General features: G+C 70.7%; 13 protein-coding genes. 11 read left to right on the top strand and 2 right to left on the bottom strand.

Going from position 1 to position 16,544, the window contains the following annotated elements:
* Positions 1-83 precede the first annotated feature (83 nt).
* From ASF23_RS02675 to holA, 8 genes are all read left to right on the top strand, one after another.
* A complete protein-coding gene (locus tag ASF23_RS02675) occupies positions 84-986 on the top strand; it encodes an ABC transporter ATP-binding protein (protein WP_055948431.1) in 903 nt (300 codons plus the stop codon).
* Entirely contained in the window at positions 983-1,717 is a 735-nt protein-coding gene (locus tag ASF23_RS02670; RefSeq protein ID WP_055948430.1) for an ABC transporter permease, read from the top strand. The genes ASF23_RS02675 and ASF23_RS02670 overlap by 4 nt, the downstream gene beginning before the upstream one ends.
* Positions 1,714-2,442 carry an ABC transporter permease gene (locus ASF23_RS02665; RefSeq protein WP_055949165.1) on the top strand — a complete coding sequence of 243 codons (729 nt, stop codon included), beginning with the start codon at positions 1,714-1,716 and terminating at the stop codon, positions 2,440-2,442. Before ASF23_RS02670 ends, ASF23_RS02665 begins: the two co-directional genes overlap by 4 nt.
* Positions 2,439-3,359, top strand: a complete 921-nt coding sequence (locus tag ASF23_RS02660) for an ABC transporter substrate-binding protein (protein WP_082473730.1) — start codon at positions 2,439-2,441, stop codon at positions 3,357-3,359. The genes ASF23_RS02665 and ASF23_RS02660 overlap by 4 nt, the downstream gene beginning before the upstream one ends.
* 319 nt (positions 3,360-3,678) lie before the next feature.
* Positions 3,679-6,258 (top strand): leucine--tRNA ligase, encoded by a 2,580-nt coding sequence (leuS, locus tag ASF23_RS02655; RefSeq protein ID WP_082473729.1) that lies wholly within the window; start codon positions 3,679-3,681, stop codon positions 6,256-6,258.
* 91 nt (positions 6,259-6,349) lie between these two features.
* Positions 6,350-7,117: a helix-hairpin-helix domain-containing protein gene (locus ASF23_RS02650; RefSeq protein WP_055948424.1), complete on the top strand. Its 768-nt coding sequence runs from the start codon at positions 6,350-6,352 to the stop codon at positions 7,115-7,117.
* The gene (locus tag ASF23_RS02645; protein WP_055948422.1) at positions 7,114-10,242 is read left to right on the top strand and encodes a ComEC/Rec2 family competence protein; all 3,129 of its coding nucleotides are present in this window, start codon (positions 7,114-7,116) and stop codon (positions 10,240-10,242) included. The genes ASF23_RS02650 and ASF23_RS02645 overlap by 4 nt, the downstream gene beginning before the upstream one ends.
* Positions 10,155-11,174: a DNA polymerase III subunit delta gene (gene holA, locus ASF23_RS02640; protein WP_055948420.1), complete on the top strand. Its 1,020-nt coding sequence runs from the start codon at positions 10,155-10,157 to the stop codon at positions 11,172-11,174. The genes ASF23_RS02645 and holA overlap by 88 nt, the downstream gene beginning before the upstream one ends.
* A gap of 393 nt (positions 11,175-11,567) precedes the next feature.
* On the opposite strand, the gene rpsT is transcribed toward holA, so the two are convergent.
* The gene (rpsT, locus tag ASF23_RS02635; protein ID WP_055948417.1) at positions 11,568-11,828 is read right to left on the bottom strand and encodes a 30S ribosomal protein S20; all 261 of its coding nucleotides are present in this window, start codon (positions 11,826-11,828) and stop codon (positions 11,568-11,570) included.
* Between the two features lie 307 nt (positions 11,829-12,135).
* Between rpsT and ASF23_RS02630 the strand changes: the two genes are divergently transcribed.
* The 3 genes from ASF23_RS02630 (at position 12,136) to ASF23_RS02620 (ending at position 15,981) form a co-directional block, all read left to right on the top strand.
* Positions 12,136-13,302 carry a pyridoxal phosphate-dependent aminotransferase gene (locus ASF23_RS02630; protein WP_055948414.1) on the top strand — a complete coding sequence of 389 codons (1,167 nt, stop codon included), beginning with the start codon at positions 12,136-12,138 and terminating at the stop codon, positions 13,300-13,302.
* Between the two features lie 241 nt (positions 13,303-13,543).
* Positions 13,544-15,400: a translation elongation factor 4 gene (lepA, locus tag ASF23_RS02625; protein ID WP_055948411.1), complete on the top strand. Its 1,857-nt coding sequence runs from the start codon at positions 13,544-13,546 to the stop codon at positions 15,398-15,400.
* Complete coding sequence (locus ASF23_RS02620; RefSeq protein WP_055948408.1) at positions 15,400-15,981, top strand: DUF1990 family protein; 582 nt, start codon at positions 15,400-15,402, stop codon at positions 15,979-15,981. Before lepA ends, ASF23_RS02620 begins: the two co-directional genes overlap by 1 nt.
* On the opposite strand, the gene ASF23_RS02615 is transcribed toward ASF23_RS02620, so the two are convergent.
* Positions 15,969-16,499 carry a hypothetical protein gene (locus ASF23_RS02615; protein ID WP_055948400.1) on the bottom strand — a complete coding sequence of 177 codons (531 nt, stop codon included), beginning with the start codon at positions 16,497-16,499 and terminating at the stop codon, positions 15,969-15,971. The two genes, ASF23_RS02620 and ASF23_RS02615, sit on opposite strands and share 13 nt — an antisense overlap.
* Between the last annotated feature and the right edge of the window lie 45 nt (positions 16,500-16,544).

Below are 16,544 nucleotides of genomic sequence, written 5' to 3'. Positions count from 1 at the left end.
ACGAGGAATGAGCCCCTCATGACCACCTCCCCAGCGACCTCCGACCCGACGCCATCCGCGTCCCGACGGACGGCGCCGATCCGATGATCGAGTTCAGTTCCGTTCGCAAGCAGTACCCGGACGGCACCACCGCGGTCGAGCAGTTCGATCTGGTGATCCCGTCCCGCTCGACCACCGTCTTCGTCGGTTCCAGCGGCTGTGGCAAGACCACGCTGCTCCGGATGATCAACCGCATGGTCGACCCGACCTCCGGGACCGTCTCGATCGACGGCGAGGACGTTGCGAAGGTCAGTCCGGTCGGTCTCCGCCGGAGCATCGGCTACGTGATGCAGAACTCCGGCCTGCTCCCGCACCGCAAGGTCGTCGACAACATCGCGACCGTTCCGCTGCTCACCGGTGTCTCGAAGAAGGACGCCAGGGACCGCGCGCTCGAGCTGATGGACACCGTCGGCCTCGACCGCGCCTTCGCCGACCGGTACCCGTCGCAGCTCTCCGGTGGCCAGCAGCAGCGCGTCGGCGTGGCTCGTGGGCTCGCCGTCGACCCGAACATCCTCCTCATGGACGAGCCGTTCGGCGCGGTGGACCCGCTCGTCCGCGCGGACCTGCAGGACGAGCTGATCCGGCTGCAGCGCGAACTCGGCAAGACGGTCGTGTTCGTCACCCACGACATCGACGAGGCCTTCCGTCTCGGTGACCAGGTCGTCATCCTGCAGAAGGGCGGCGCGATCGCCCAGCAGGGCACGCCCTCCGAGATCCTCGCCGAGCCCGCGAACGACTTCGTCGCGAACTTCATCGGGGCCGGCCGCGGGCGCCGCGCGCTGCGCATCGAGCAGACGCCGACGGGCCCGATCGTCATCGACGGCGACGGGCGTGCCGCGGGCGTGCTGACCGGGCCCGTGCCCACCGGGTTCCCGACGCGATCCACCGACGAGGCTGCGGCGCCAGGCGCCGCGGGTGCTCCGGCGCAGGGTGGGGGACCGTCGTGAGCTGGGTGCTGTCGAACTTCGACACGATCTGGTCCGCGCTGCTGGCACACCTGGCGATCGCCCTCCCCGCGATCGTCCTGGCGTTCGTGCTGTCGATCCCGGTCGGGTGGCTCGTGGCACGGCTCCGCGGCTCGACGTCGGAGAACACCACCGCGAAGAACGTCTCCCACGGCACGGGTGGCGCCCTCGTGGCGGTCGCGAGCCTGCTCTACGCCATCCCGTCGCTGCCGCTGCTCATCGTCATCCCCGGCGTGATCGGCACCGACCTGCAGAGCCCGGTGAACATCGTCGTGGGCATGACGCTGTACGGCATGGCGCTCATGGTCCGGTCGACGGCCGACGCGCTGAGCTCGGTCGACAGGGGCACGGTCGCGGCGGCGGTGGCCATGGGCTACTCGCCGGTGCAGCGGTTCTTCCGCGTCGAGCTGCCGCTGTCCGGCCCCGTGCTCCTCGCCGGTCTCCGCGTCGTCGCCGTCTCGACGATCTCGCTGACCACGGTGGGCGCAGTGCTCGGGGTCGAGAACCTCGGGTCGCTCTTCACCGACGGCATCGCCCGTGACATCCCGGCGGAGATCATCTCCGGCATCGTCGCGGTGCTCGTGATCGTGTTCGTGCTCGACGGCCTGCTCGTCCTCCTCGGCCGGGTCGTGCTGCCGTGGTCGGTGTCGCCCTCGGCCGGGGCGGAACGTCGGGCGCGTCGGGCGCTCCAGACCACGGAGGCGACCTCGTGATCATCCAGGAAGCCTTCGCGTGGCTGTTCGACCCCGCGAACTACCCGGGCTCGAACGGCATCCCGACACGCCTGTGGGAGCACGTGTGGATCACGCTGCTCGCGGTCGCGATCGCGACCGTCGTGGCCATCCCGATCGGGTTCGCCATCGGACACACCGGTCGGGTCCGGTCCTTCACCATCTCGCTGTCCGGCGGTGTGCGTGCCCTGCCGACGCTCGGTGTGCTGACCCTCGTCGGCCTCGTGTTCGGCATCGGCCTGACCGCGCCCCTCGTCGCCCTCGTGATCCTCGCGATCCCGTCGGTGCTCGCCGGCGCCTACGCGGGCGTCGAGTCGGTCGACCGCGGCGCGGTGGACGCCGCCCGGGCGATGGGCATGACCGAGTGGCAGATCCTCTGGAAGGTCGAGGTCCCGCTCGGGCTCCCGCTCCTCATCGGCGGCATCCGTGCGGCCGTGCTCCAGGTCGTCGCCACCGCGACGCTCGCCGCCTACGTCGGTGCCGGCGGACTCGGCGGCTACCTCTTCGCAGGCATCAACCTGCAGGACTACGGCCAGATGCTCGGTTCCTCGCTCATCGTCATCATCCTCGCCATCGTGTTCGAGATCGTCTTCGCGGTCCTCGAGCGTTCGGTGGTCCCAGCCGGTGTCTCCGGCCGCACCAGTCGGCGACGCCAGGACGCAGCAGAACGCGTCCGCACCCCCCTCCCGGAAGGAAACCCCTCGTGATCACAGCAACCAAGCTCAAGGTCGGGATCGCCGCAGCGCTCGCCGTCGGCGTCGCAGCCGCCCTGACCGGCTGCTCCTCGTCCGACCCGACGTCGAGTGGCGGCGGCTCGTCCGACTCGAAGACCATCGTCATCGGGTCGCAGCAGTACTACTCGAACGAGATCATCGCCGAGCTCTACGCGCAGGTGCTCGAGAAGGACGGCTTCACGGTCGACCGGAACTACAACATCGGGCAGCGTGACGTGTACCTCCCGCAGATGAAGAAGGGCAAGGTCGACGTCCTGCCCGAGTACAGCGGCAACCTGCTGCAGTACTACGACAAGAACTCGACGGCGAAGACGGCCTCCGAGATCGCATCCGGCCTGAAGACGGCGCTCCCGAGCGGCATCCGGGCGCTGCCGGCGGCATCCGCCACCGACCAGGACAGCTACACCGTCACGAAGCAGTTCTCCGAGGACAACGACGTGACGAGCCTCGCCGACCTGAAGAACGTCTCGAAGACCCTGACCGTCGGCGGCAACGCGGAGTTCGCCAAGCGTCCGTACGGGCCCGAGGGCCTGAAGTCGGTCTATGGCGCCACGGTGGAGTCCACGACGATCCAGGACTCCGGCGGACCGCTGACGGTCAAGGCGCTCAAGGACGGCACGATCCAGCTCGCCGACATCTACAGCGCCGACCCGAGCATCAAGGCCAACGGGTTCGTCACGCTGAAGGACCCGGAGAACCTGATCCTGCCGCAGAACGTCACGCCCATCGTGTCGAAGAAGGTCGACTCGAAGGCCGCCGCCGACATCAACAAGGTCGACAAGGTCCTGACGACCGACGCGCTCATCCAGCTCAACACGGAGAGCACCGTCGACAAGGACAAGGCATCCACCATCGCCAAGAAGTTCCTCACCGACAAGGGACTCCTGTAGTCGCCTGACGGCGTTCCGTCCGGACGGGAGGCACGGTGCCAGCTGGCACCGTGCCTCCCGTCCGTCGTTGCCGCGCGTCCGGCGCGTCCGGCGCGTCCGGCGCGTCCGGCGCGTCGCGACGTGTTCTGAACACGGCCGTCCACCCGGAACACCCCTGTCCGCGTGTTCCCGCCGGACGCCCGTGTTCTGAACACCACGCGTTCTGAACACGTGGTGCGGGACGGGGGCGTGCGCGACGCACGGAACCGACCCGCGGCCGCGTCCTTATATCCTTGGTGACCGGGCCTGGTGCCAGTCAGCCGGTCCGCCCTCCAGATCGATTGAGAGTTCCGTGAGCACCGAGCAGCCGTCCGAGCAGCCCGTCGAGGACCCGCACGCCTACGACTTCCGACGCATCCAGGACAAGTGGCAGGGCGTCTGGGAACAGCTCGGGCTCTTCACGATCGATCCGGACGACCGTCGTCCGCGCAAGTACATCCTCGAGATGTTCCCCTACCCGTCCGGCGACCTGCACATGGGGCACGCCGAGAACTGGGCGCTCGGGGACTTCGTCGCGCGGTACTGGCGGCAGCAGGGCTTCAACGTGCTGCACCCGATCGGCTGGGACTCCTTCGGTCTGCCGGCGGAGAACGCCGCCATCAAGCGCGGCGTGGACCCCGCGGAGTGGACCTACGCGAACATCGAGCAGCAGAAGGCGTCGTTCAAGCGGTACGCCCCGTCGTTCGACTGGACTCGCGAGATCCACACCTCGGACCCCGAGTACTACAAGTGGAACCAGTGGCTGTTCCTCAAGATGTACGAGAAGGGCCTCGCCTACCGCAAGGACAGCTGGGTCAACTGGGACCCGGTGGACCAGACCGTCCTCGCGAACGAGCAGGTCCTGCCGGACGGCACGTCCGACCGCTCGGGCGCCGTGGTCGTCAAGAAGAAGCTGACGCAGTGGTACTTCGGCATCACGAAGTACGCCGACCGGCTGCTCGACGACCTCAACCAACTCGAGGGCCGCTGGCCGTCCAAGGTCCTCGCGATGCAGCGCAACTGGATCGGCCGGTCCGTCGGAGCGGACGTCGACTTCGTGATCGAGGGTCGTGACGAGCCCGTCACGGTCTTCACCACGCGCCCGGACACCATCCACGGTGTCACGTTCCTCGTGGTGGCGCCGGACTCGGACCTCGCCGCCGAGCTGGTCGCCACGGCCGACGCCCCGGTGCGCGATGCGTTCGACGCGTACCTGACCGCCACCCAGAAGACGAGCGAGATCGACCGCCAGAACGCGGACCGCCCGAAGACCGGTGTGCCCCTCGGGCGCGTTGCGATCCATCCGCTCACGGGTGAGCGCCTGCCGATCTGGAGCGCGGACTACGTGCTCGCGGACTACGGGCACGGCGCGGTCATGGCCGTCCCCGCACACGACCAGCGCGACCTCGACTTCGCGCGGCAGTTCGACCTGCCGATCAAGGTCGTCGTGGACACCAACGCGGCCGTCACGGGTGCGATCCCGGTCATCCCGGAGGGCGCGACGATCGAGGACTTCGACCTGCCGCCACTCGACCCGGCGGCCACCGGCGTCGCGCTGACCGGCACCGGTCGGATGATCAACTCCGGGTCGCTCGACGGCATGAGCAAGCAGCACGCGATCACGTCCGCGATCACCGCGCTGACCTCGGCCGGCACCGGTCGTGCCGCCAAGACCTACCGGCTCCGCGACTGGCTGATCTCCCGTCAGCGGTTCTGGGGCACGCCCATCCCGATCATCCACGGCGCGGACGGCACCGAGTACCCGGTGCCCGAGGACCAGCTCCCCGTCCGGCTGCCGTCGACCGAGGGCCTCGACCTGAAGCCGCGGGGCACGTCGCCGCTCGGTGGTGCGACGGACTGGGTGAACGTCCCGAACCCGGTCGACGGCACCCCCGCGCTCCGTGACACGGACACCATGGACACCTTCGTGGACTCGTCCTGGTACCCGCTGCGCTTCCTGAGCCCGAACGACGACACCCAGGCGTTCGACCCGGCCGAGGCGCGCAAGTGGGCGCCGGTCGACCAGTACATCGGTGGTGTCGAGCACGCGATCCTGCACCTGCTCTACGCGCGCTTCGTGACGAAGGTGCTCTTCGACCTCGGGTACGTCGACTTCACCGAGCCCTTCAACGCCCTGCTCAACCAGGGCATGGTGCTCTCGGGCGGCTCGAAGATGTCCAAGAGCAAGGGTGGCGTGAGCCTCGGTGACGAGCTCGACGCGCACGGTGTCGATGCGATCCGCCTGGTGATGGGCTTCGCCGGTCCGCCGGAGGACGACATCAACTGGGAGGACGTCTCGCCCGCCGCGTCGGCGCGCTTCCTGGCGCGTGCGTACCGCCTCGCCGTCGATGTCTCCTCGACGCCGGATGCGGTCTGGGCCGACGGCGACCGTGCGCTCCGTCAGGTCACGCACCGGTTCCTCGCCGACGCGCCCGGGCTCATGGAGTCGTTCAAGTTCAACGTCGTCATCGCCAGGCTCATGGACCTCGTGAACGTCACCCGCAAGGCGATCGACACCGGTGCCGGACCCGCTGACCCCGCCGTCCGCGAGGCGACGGAGACCGTCGCTCTCGGCCTCAGCGTGTTCGCGCCCTACACGGGCGAGGAGATGTGGGAACGCCTCGGCTACGACGCGTCCGTCGCCACGTACGGGTGGCGGAAGGCCGACCCGACGCTCCTCGTGCAGGAGTCCGTCACGGCGGTGGTGCAGGTGAACGGCAAGGTCCGAGACTCCTTCGACGTCCCTCCGACGATCGAGGCCGACGCACTCGAGGAGCTCGCCCGCGGATCGAAGTCCGTGCAGCGGTTCATCGGGGAGCGTGAGATCGTCAAGGTCATCGTGCGCGCCCCGCGGCTCGTGAACATCGCGATCAAGGGGTAGTCGCCCCTCCCCAGCCGGCCCCGGGTCGCCGTCCTCCACAGGACGGTCGCCCCGGGGCCGCGCTCGTGTCCGGGCCTCCTACCGTCGGGTGATGGACGACGACCTCGACGACCTCGACGACACGGACCAGCGGCCGACGGCGCTCCGCTCGGTGCTCAGCGCGCGTGCGGTGTTCATCGCCGCCGGGGTGATCGCGCTCGTCGCGCTCGGCGTCGTGCTGTTCGGTGCGCAGTCGGATCGTGGTGCGGCCGTGTCGACCGTCACGGGTGCACCGACGGTCCCGGTGGATGGGGACTCCGACGTCGGGCCGTCGGCGGACGCGTCGCCCGGAACCCGGACTGGAGGCCCGCCCGCCCCCGCCACGCCGGTCCCGGTGGTCGTCGACGTCGCCGGGGCGGTCGGCGCCGCGGGTGTCTACTCGCTGGCGGCCGGCGATCGGGTGCAGGACGCGCTCGAGGCTGCGGGCGGTGCCGGGGCGGACGCCGACCTCGCGCGGCTGAACCTGGCTCGGGTGCTCGTGGACGGCGAGCGGCTCTACGTGCCACGGGTGGGCGAGGTCGATCTCCCGCAGGTGCTCGGGCCTGCGACGGGCGCGGCTGTGGGCGGCGCTGCCTCGGGTGCCGGGAGCGGTGGGGCCGTCGGTCCGGGTGCCGGTGGGGCGGCGGGAGTGCCTGTCGACCTCAACACCGCGGACCAGACGACGCTCGAGACACTGCCCGGGATCGGTCCGGCGCTCGCCATGCGGATCCTCGCCTGGCGGGAGGAACACGGGCGGTTCCAGAGCCCGGACGACCTGCTCGAGGTCTCCGGGATCGGTGAGACCCGGTTCGCCGACATCGAGCCGCTGGTCCGGGTGTGACCGTGCCGGCGGGTGCGGGTGCGGGTGCGGGTTCGCGACTCGGTTCGGACGCGGGCTCCGGTGAGGGCTCTGCCGCGGGCTCCGAGGCGGGTGTCGGCGCAGCACCGGGAGGTGTTGCGGGGTCGGAGCGGCCGTGGGGCGTCGCACAGGAGCTCCGCCGTGCCGGGGCGGACGACCTGCGGCTGGTCGTACCGGTGGCCGTGGCGTGGGCGGGTGCCGCGGTCCTCGTCGGTGTCCCCGCGGCGGCCTGGGTCGCCATGGTCGTCGCCGGAGCGGTGGCGGCAGCACTGCTCGTCACGATGGCTCGACGTCCGGGCCGGTCGATGCCGGGCCGGTCCATGCCGGGGCGAGGCGACCGGGGGGCCGACGGCGGGCTCGGCGGGCTCGGCGGGCGTGGCGGGCGGGGTGGGCTCGGCAGGCGTGGCGGGCTTGGCAGGCGTGGCGGGCTCGGCAGGCGTGGCGGGCTCGTCGGGCGTGGCGGGCGTGGCGGGCTCGTCGGGCGTGGCGGGCGTGGCGGGCGTGGCGGGCTCGGCGGGCTGCTCGGGCTCGGTGCGCTGTCCGCCGCGGCGGTGGCCCTCGTCGCGGTCGCGGTCGCGGTCGGCAGTGCCGCCCGTGCTCCGGCACCGCTGACGGCGCTCTCCGGACACGAGCGGGTCACGGCGACGATCGACGTCGATCGCGATGTCGATGCCGCGGCGCGGTCGTACGCTGCGCATCTCGAGCGCATCCGGGTGTCGGATGGCAGCGCGGTGGAGGTCACGGGTCTCCGGGTGCCGATCCGGGTCGTGCCCGACGTGCACGGACCACCGCTCACGGCAGACCGGCGCAGGCCCGTGAGCGGCTCGTCGAGTGGTCCCGGGAGCGGCTCGTCGAGCGAGCGGGGGAGCGGTTGGCGGGATGGCGTGCGGTCGGACCTCGCTGCCGGGGCGTCGGTGGTCGTCGTGGGACAGCTGCAGCAGGAGCCGGCCGGGGGAACCGCCGCGTTCGTCCTGTTCGCCCGGGGAGAGGCCTCGGTCATCGCGGAGCCCTCTGGGTGGCCGGCCATGACGCGCGCCGCACGGAGGGACTTCGCGACCGCCACGGCGGGGTTGCCGTCGCCCGGGGCCGGCCTCCTCCGTGGTCTCGCCATCGGAGACCGATCGGGGATCGACGAGGTCACGACGACCGCCATGGAGACGACGTCGTTGACCCACCTGACGGCGGTGTCGGGATCGAACTGCGCGGTGCTCGTCGCGCTGGTGCTCTTCGGCGGGCGTGTGCTCCGGGTGCCGAGGACGCTGCGGACCGTCGTCGCGGCCATGGTGCTACTCGGGTTCGTCGGGCTCGTCGGCGCCGACCCGAGCATCGTCCGCGCGACGATCATGGCGACGGTCGTCCTGGCGGTGCACCTCGTCGGACGACCCGCTCGGGGTGCCCCGCTCGTGGCGCTCGCGGCCATCGCGATGATGGTCGCCGACCCCTGGTTCTCGCGCTCCTTCGCCTTCGTGCTGTCCGTGCTCGCGACCGCCGGGATCCTCGTCCTGGTCCCACCGATGAGCCGGATCATCGCCGGCTGGTCAGTCCTCGGACACCGGATCCCCACCGCGCTCGCCACCATCGTGTCGGTGCCGATCGCCGCGCAGGTGGCGTGCTGGCCGGTCACGGTGGCGCTCTCGCCCGCCATCCCGACCTACGCCGTCCCGGCGAACCTGCTCGCCGAGGTGCTGGCACCGATCGGCACCGTGCTCGGCCTCGTCGCGTGCGTCATCGCGCCGGTCTGGCCCGCGGGTGCCGCGGTCGTCGCCGCCGCCGCCTGGGTCCCCGCCGCCGGCATCGCCTGGCTCGCGCGTGGGTTCGCAGCGCTGCCCCTGGCGAGTGTCCCGTGGCCGGATGGTGTCCTCGGCGTCCTGGTCGCCGTCCTCATGTGCCTCGGGATCGTCGTCGTGGTGCTGTTGCGCCACAGTGCCGTCCGAGCCATCGCGGCGGCGGCGTCGGCCGTGATCGCGGTGGTCGGGGTGGCCGCGGTCGTCGTCCCGGTGACGGTCGTCCGGGCGAGCCTGCCGTCGGACTGGGGGATCGTGGCGTGCGACGTCGGACAGGGCGATGCGGTGCTCGTGCGGAACGTCGGTGCGGTGGCGCTCGTCGACACGGGCGACGACGAGGACCTCATCGTCGCGTGTCTCGACCTGGTCGGCATCGATCGGATCGACCTGCTCGTCGCGTCGCACTTCGACCGCGACCACATCGGTGCGGTCGGTGCCGTCGCCCGGATGGTCGACACGGCGCTCGTCGGGCCGGAGGGACGCCCGGAGGATGCTCGGGTCGTCGAGACCCTGCGCGCCGGTGGCGCCGTCGTCCGGCGGGGGTCGGTCGGTACCTCGGGCACACTCGGAGCGCTCGACTGGCGGGTGCTCTGGCCGGAGTCGACCACGGCCCGAGGGGGGAACGACGCGAGTGTGGTGCTCGCGGTCTCGCCGTCCGCCGAGTGCGGAGGGTGCCTGTCGAGCGTGTTCCTCGGTGACCTCGGGGCGACCGCCCAGCGGCGGCTCCTCCGAGCAGTGGGCGGCGAGGGAGTGACGGGCAGCAGAGGAGCGGTCGACCGGGGCGCGGGGGTCGGCGGTGCGGGTGACCTGGACGAAGCAGGTGTGGCAGGAGACGACGGCGGGTTCGGCGCGGTCGACGTCGTGAAGGTCGCGCACCACGGCTCGGCAGACCAGGATCCCGATCTCTACCGTCGGGTCGCGGCGCGGACCGGGATCGTGAGCGTCGGTGCGGACAACACCTACGGCCATCCCACTGCCTCGGCGCTCGAGATGCTCCGCGAGGTCGGGACGGAGGTGCTCCGGACCGATCGCTCCGGCACCGTGGCGCTGGCGGGAGGGCCGGGGGGAGCGATCTCCGTCTGGCGCGAACGGCCGGACCACGGCGACGACGGTTCTGCGTCCGTGGTCGCCCGTACACTCGTTCCCGGGGGCGGCGCGGCACGGACCGCCGCCGACCCCGGCACGGAGAGCGGCGCAGCACGGAGCACCGCAGGCCCCGGCACGGAGAGGAACAGATGGCGGTCAAGAAGACCCCGCGAGCGGCGGCGAAGATCGATCAGGTGCCGTGGTCCGGCATCCGACCGGCACCGGTCGTCCTGGTGACCGGGCCGGAGACGTTCCTCGCGGAACGCGCCACGGGTGCTCTCCGCGACCTGCTCGTCGCCGAGGACCCCGCGCTCGAGGTCCACGACATCGAGGCCGACCAGTACTCGCCCGGCATGCTCGCGACGCTGGCGAGTCCCTCGCTCTTCGGTGAACCCCGTCTGCTCCGCGTCACGAACGTCGAGAAGTGCACGGACGCGTTCATCACCGAGAGCATCTCGTACCTCCAGGCCCCGGCTGACGACGTCACCTACGTGCTCCGGCACGGGGGCGGTGTCCGGGGGAAGAAACTCCTCGACACCATCCGGAGCGGTGTCGGGGGTGGCATCGAGGTGCTCTGCGACGAGCTCAAGAAGGACACCGACCGGATCGACTTCGTGCAGGCGGAGTTCCGCGCGGCGCGTCGGAAGATCGCTCCATCGGCCGTGAGAACCCTGGTGTCCGCGTTCGCCGAGGACCTCGCCGAGCTCGCCGCAGCATGTCGGCAGCTCCTGGCGGACGACGACCAGGAGATCACCGACAAGACGGTCGACCGGTACTACGGCGGGCGGGTCGAGACGAACGCGTTCAAGGTCGCGGACATCGCGCTCGCCGGGCGGTCGGCGCCGGCGATCGTGCAGCTGCGGCATGCGCTCGCGACCGGGGAGGCACCCGTCCCGATCGTCGCGGCGTTCGCGAGCAAGATCCGGACCATGGCGAAGGTGAGCTCATTCCGCGGATCGCAGGGTCAGGCGGCATCGCAGCTCGGCATGGCGCCGTGGCAGGTGCAGCGGGCCCAACGGGACGTCCAGGGCTGGAGCGAGGCCGGGCTCGCGAACGCGATCACGAGCATCGCCGCGGCGGACACGGCCGTGAAGGGCGGGTCCCGCGACGCGCACTACGCCCTCGAGGTGATGGTCCGGGTGATCGCACGACGTGGCGAGGACCGCTGACGCACGCTCCGCTGTCGCGAGGACTGCTGACGCGATCTCCGCTGACGCAAGGCCCGCTGACGCGAGCTCCGCTGTCGCGAGGACTGCTGACGCGAGCTCCGGGCTGGACCACCGGTCGGCCGGTGCCGGTCTCGTGGGGGTGGGGCGTGCCTCCAGTCCGGTGGCGCGGCGTGCCGTCGTCGGGCGGGTCCCGCGCGATCGTGGTGTTCTGAACACGCGTGTCCGAGCGGAACACGCGGAGCCGGGTGTTCCGGTTGGACAGCGGTGTTCTGAACACGCACGGGTCCGGGCGGCGCCGCCGCGACACGCGCGGCGTCGACAGACGCAGAACGCCCCCGGTACCGAGGTACCGGGGGCGTTCGAGCTCAGACTGACGAGCTCAGACCGACGAGCTCAGAGCGATGCGACCTTCTTGGCGATCGACGACTTGCGGTTCGCGGCCTGGTTGCGGTGGATGACACCCTTGCTCACGGCCTTGTCGAGCTTCTTGGACGCGGTGGCGACGGCGGCGAGGGCCTTGTCCTTGTCACCGGCGGCGATCGCAGTGTTCGCGGTGCGGATCCAGGTCTTGAGCTCGGACTTGTAGGCCTTGTTGCGCTCCTGGGCCTTGAGGTTGGTCTTGATGCGCTTCATCTGCGACTTGATGTTCGCCATGCGATGTTCCTTCTTCTGTGTAACGGACACGAGGTGTCTCGGACGGGTGAACGCGATCACGTGGATTAGAGGGTCCGATCGCGGATCGCGTTCCACCTTGTGGGAGATGGAACACGCAAGCCAGCCAGCAACGTTACCAGGATCGGACGTCGCTCTCAACGCAGGAACACGCTCGAACACGGTGGAACGCGCACGAACGCACACGAACACACGAACACGCAGCAACGCGCAGCACCACGCCACGACAGGCCGGACCAGTGGGGACCCACGCCACCGACGGCGGACACCCGGGGGATAGCGTTGTGACATGCCCTCGCTCGCGCCCAGGATCGAGACCGTCCCCCCGTCCGGGATCCGCCGGATCTTCGAGCAGGCCGCCCTGCTCGACGACGTGACCATGCTCGTCGTCGGTGAGCCAGACGTCCCCGTCGCGCCGCACATCGGCGAGGCCGCCCGCCGCGCGTGGACCGAGGACCGCACGGGCTACACGCCGAACGGCGGCATCGCCCCGCTCCGGGTCGCCATCAGGGACAAGCTCGCGCGGGAGAACCGCATCGACGCCGACCTCGAGCAGATCTGGGTCACGATCGGCGCCACGCAGGCGCTGTTCCAGGCGATGACGCTCGTCCTGACACCCGGCGACGAGGTCCTCGTCCCCGATCCCGGGTACACGACCTTCACGATGAACGCCCACATCCTCGGGGCGGTCCCGGTGCCCTACCACCTGTCGCCGGCGCACGGGTTCGAGCCCGACCTCGACGCACTCGAGGCCAGCGTGACCGACCGCACACGCGCGATCATCGTGAACTCGCCGTCGAACCCGCTCGGTTCGGTCTTCGGCGAGGGCACGCTCCGCCGGCTCCTCGACCTCGCGGAGCGGCACGACCTCTGGGTGATCAGCGACGAGGTCTACGAGTACTTCACCCACGGTGTCCGCCACACCAGCCTCGCGGCGCTCGACGAGGACGACCGGGTGTTCTCGGTGTTCTCGCTGAGCAAGACCTACGCCATGACCGGCGTCCGCGTCGGGTACCTGGTGACGCCGACGGGCATGGGGGCGACGATGCGCACGATGCAGGAGGCGACGATCAGCTGTGTCGCCGAACCCGACCAGTTCGCGGCCCTCGCGGCGATCGTCGGCGATCACTCGACGGTGCGGGACGCCAGGGAGCACTACCGGTCGAACCTCGGCGTCGCGCGCGAGGTCCTCGACGCTGCGGGGATCCGGTACCTCGACCCCCGTGGCGCCTTCTACCTCTGGATCGACGTCGCTCACGCGACCGACGGGGACGTCGCGGCGTGGGCGGAGCGGTTCCTCGTCGAGCGCCGGGTCGCCGTCGCGCCGGGGAGCGCCTTCGGCCGCACCGGTGAGGGGTGGATCCGCATCTGCCTCGCCGCCGACCCCGAGGACGTCCGGCGAGGACTCGAGGCGCTCCCGCGGCCGGCGGACCGACCGACCGCGGTGACCGCCTGACGGACGCTCGCCGCCTGACGGACGCTCGCCGTCTGACGGACGGTCGGCCGTCGTCTCGGAGACGCTCCACATGACGGACTGGAGGGACGGTGCCAGGCCGCACCGCGCCTCCCGTCCGTCTCGTCCCGGTTCTCCACAGGAGACGTCCGCGCTGCGCGCGTCCGCGCATCGGCATGGGAGAATCGACGGACCGTCCGATCAGGTTCCCTGAGTCGGGTCAGTACCCAGCAACCGAGGAACCGTGAGCCCACTCGCATCCAAGCCGCTCGAGCCGGCGTCGACCGACGCTGCCGCGATCCGCAACTTCTGCATCATCGCGCACATCGACCACGGCAAGTCGACCCTGGCCGACCGCATGCTCCAGATCACGGGTGTGGTGGAGGCGCGTGCCATGCGTGCGCAGTACCTCGACCGGATGGACATCGAGCGCGAGCGCGGCATCACGATCAAGTCGCAGGCGGTCCGGATGCCGTGGGAGCTCGACGGCGAGACGTTCGCGCTCAACATGATCGACACGCCGGGGCACGTCGACTTCTCGTACGAGGTGTCGCGTTCCCTGGCCGCGTGCGAGGGCGCGATCCTGCTCGTCGACGCAGCCCAGGGCATCGAGGCGCAGACGCTCGCGAACCTGTACCTGGCACTCGAGAACGACCTCGAGATCATCCCGGTGCTCAACAAGATCGACCTGCCCGCCGCCGAGCCCGACAAGTACGCTGCCGAACTCGCCCAGCTCATCGGCGGGTCGCCGGACGACGTCCTCCGCGTCAGCGGCAAGACCGGTGTCGGCGTGCAGGAGCTCCTCGACCGCGTCGTCCGGACGATCCCGGCGCCGACCGGCGACCTGGAGGCCCCGCCCCGCGCGATGATCTTCGACTCGGTCTACGACAGCTACCGCGGTGTCGTCACGTACGTCCGGATGATCGACGGCCGCATCTCGCCTCGCGAGAAGGTCCAGATGATGTCGACCAGGTCGACGCACGAGATCCTCGAGATCGGCGTGTCGAGCCCGGAGCCGACCCCGTCGAACGGGCTCGCGGTGGGCGAGGTCGGGTACCTGATCACCGGCGTCAAGGACGTCCGCCAGTCCAAGGTCGGCGACACCGTGACGAGCGCGCAGAAGCCCGCCACGCAGGCGCTCGCCGGCTACACGGACCCCAAGCCGATGGTCTACTCGGGCCTCTACCCGATCGACGGCAGCGACTACCCGGACCTCAGGGAAGCCCTCGACAAGCTCAAGCTGTCCGACGCCGCGCTGGTCTACGAGCCCGAGACGTCCGTGGCGCTCGGCTTCGGCTTCCGCTGCGGCTTCCTCGGGCTGCTGCACCTCGAGATCATCACCGAGCGGCTCTCCCGCGAGTTCGACCTCGACCTCATCACGACGGCGCCGAGCGTCGTCTACGAGGTCACGACCGAGGACAAGCAGTCGGTGGAGGTCACGAACCCGTCGGAGTTCCCCGGGGGCAAGATCATGAGCGTCAAGGAGCCCGTGGTCCGCGCCGCGATCCTCGCCCCGAAGGACTACGTCGGCTCGATCATGGAGCTCTGCCAGCAGCGCCGGGGCTCCCTGCTCGGCATGGAGTACCTCGGCGAGGACCGCGTCGAGCTCCGCTACTCGATGCCCCTCGGCGAGATCGTGTTCGACTTCTTCGACCAGCTGAAGAGCAAGACCCAGGGGTACGCATCGCTCGACTACGAGCCGATGGGTGACCAGGAGGCCGACCTCGTCAAGGTCGACATCCTGCTGCAGGGCGACCAGGTCGACGCGTTCAGCGCGATCGTGCACCGCGACAAGGCGTACGCGTACGGGGTGCTCATGACCGGGCGGCTCCGCGAGCTCATCCCGCGGCAGCAGTTCGAGGTCCCGATCCAGGCGGCCATCGGTGCGCGCATCATCGCCCGTGAGTCGATCCGCGCGATGCGCAAGGACGTCCTCGCGAAGTGCTACGGCGGCGACATCACCCGGAAGCGCAAGCTCCTCGAGAAGCAGAAGGAGGGCAAGAAGCGCATGAAGACGATCGGTCGGGTCGAGGTGCCGCAGGAGGCCTTCATCGCCGCGCTCTCCGGGGACACCGAGAACAAGGACGCCAAGAAGAAGTAGTGCGCGATCCGCTGGCGATGACCTACGCGCCGGTCGGTGGCTCGCTCGCCGCCGACCTGCTCGCGTCGCCGCCGCCCGGGTACCGCTCGCGCGAGAGCCGCGCGGTGATCGGGCACGGCACGCAGGGCTTCACGGCGGCCGCCGACGCGACGCTCCGGTGGGCGATCCAGGAGCGGGTCGGGATCGTCGTGGTGCCCGACCACGACCAGAGCGCTGAGCCCCGCCGCCGTGGACATCGGCCGTACGAGCACGATCCGCTCCGCGAGGGCGACCTCGCGATGCTGCACATCCGGGCCTACGGCACGACGACGGTCGCACCGATCCGAGTCGTGACGGTGCTCGACGAGCCGGCCCGGCGGGGGTTCTCCTACGGGACGCTGCCCGGGCACCCGGAGTCGGGCGAGGTCTCGTTCATCGTCGAGCTCCGGAGCGACGATGCCGTCGAGCTGGTGATCCGGTCGTTCTCGCGGCCGGCGAACCTGCTCTGGCGTGCGCTCTGGCCGTTCGTGCAGCGGAAGTCGCTCCGGACCACCGAGGAGTACCTGCGGGTGCTCGCGCCGGATCGCGGTCAGGAACGCTGACGAGCGGCTGACGCCCGCACCGCGGCGGCGAACACGGCCGGGAGGCACGCCCCGGCGATCGCCGCCAGTCCGGTCCGCCAGGTCCCGAGTCGGAAGGCCACGTCGGGATCGACGGCGTGCGTCGAGAGCACCGCGAGCGCGACGGCCGCGAGGCTGATCACCACCGCCGTACCGCCGACGAGCATCGCGAACGGCCGCCCCCACGGTCCGACCGCGATCACGACGAGGGTGGTCGCGAGGAGCAGCACCCCGATGCCGGCCGCACCCGACGCCCAGTTCGCGAGGCCGACGTCGTCCAGGTCCGGTCGATCGGCGAGGGCGCGCGACCCGGACCCCGTGGCGGAACGGGCGACGAGGCGGAGTCCGAACAGGACGTGGTGCCCGAAGAGCGAACCGTGTTCGATCGCGGCGACGAACCGCAGCACGACGGCGACGAACATGGCGGCCGCGGTGCTCCCGAGCAGGACGAGGTCGAGGGTACGGAGCCGCACGGGAGCTGCAGCACCGTCCGTGGTCATGCGATCGACAGTACGTCGCACCAGAAGCGTCCGCGTGCCCCACTA

The organism is Curtobacterium sp. Leaf261, from assembly GCF_001422205.1.
Classification (GTDB): Bacteria; Actinomycetota; Actinomycetes; order Actinomycetales; family Microbacteriaceae; genus Curtobacterium.
The sequence above is the reverse complement of the archived record's forward strand: the minus strand, read 5'-3'. Positions and strand labels throughout refer to the sequence as shown.

What these genes read in the sequence shown, in the direction of transcription:
- holA (WP_055948420.1), top strand. Translation starts at nt 10,155, where the DNA reads ATGGCGGTCAAGAAGACCCCGCGAGCGGCGGCGAAGATCGATCAGGTG.
- ASF23_RS02630 (WP_055948414.1), top strand. Translation starts at nt 12,136, where the DNA reads ATGCCCTCGCTCGCGCCCAGGATCGAGACCGTCCCCCCGTCCGGGATC.
- rpsT (WP_055948417.1), bottom strand. Translation starts at nt 11,828, where the DNA reads ATGGCGAACATCAAGTCGCAGATGAAGCGCATCAAGACCAACCTCAAG.
- ASF23_RS02675 (WP_055948431.1), top strand. Translation starts at nt 84, where the DNA reads ATGATCGAGTTCAGTTCCGTTCGCAAGCAGTACCCGGACGGCACCACC.
- ASF23_RS02650 (WP_055948424.1), top strand. Translation starts at nt 6,350, where the DNA reads ATGGACGACGACCTCGACGACCTCGACGACACGGACCAGCGGCCGACG.
- ASF23_RS02615 (WP_055948400.1), bottom strand. Translation starts at nt 16,499, where the DNA reads ATGACCACGGACGGTGCTGCAGCTCCCGTGCGGCTCCGTACCCTCGAC.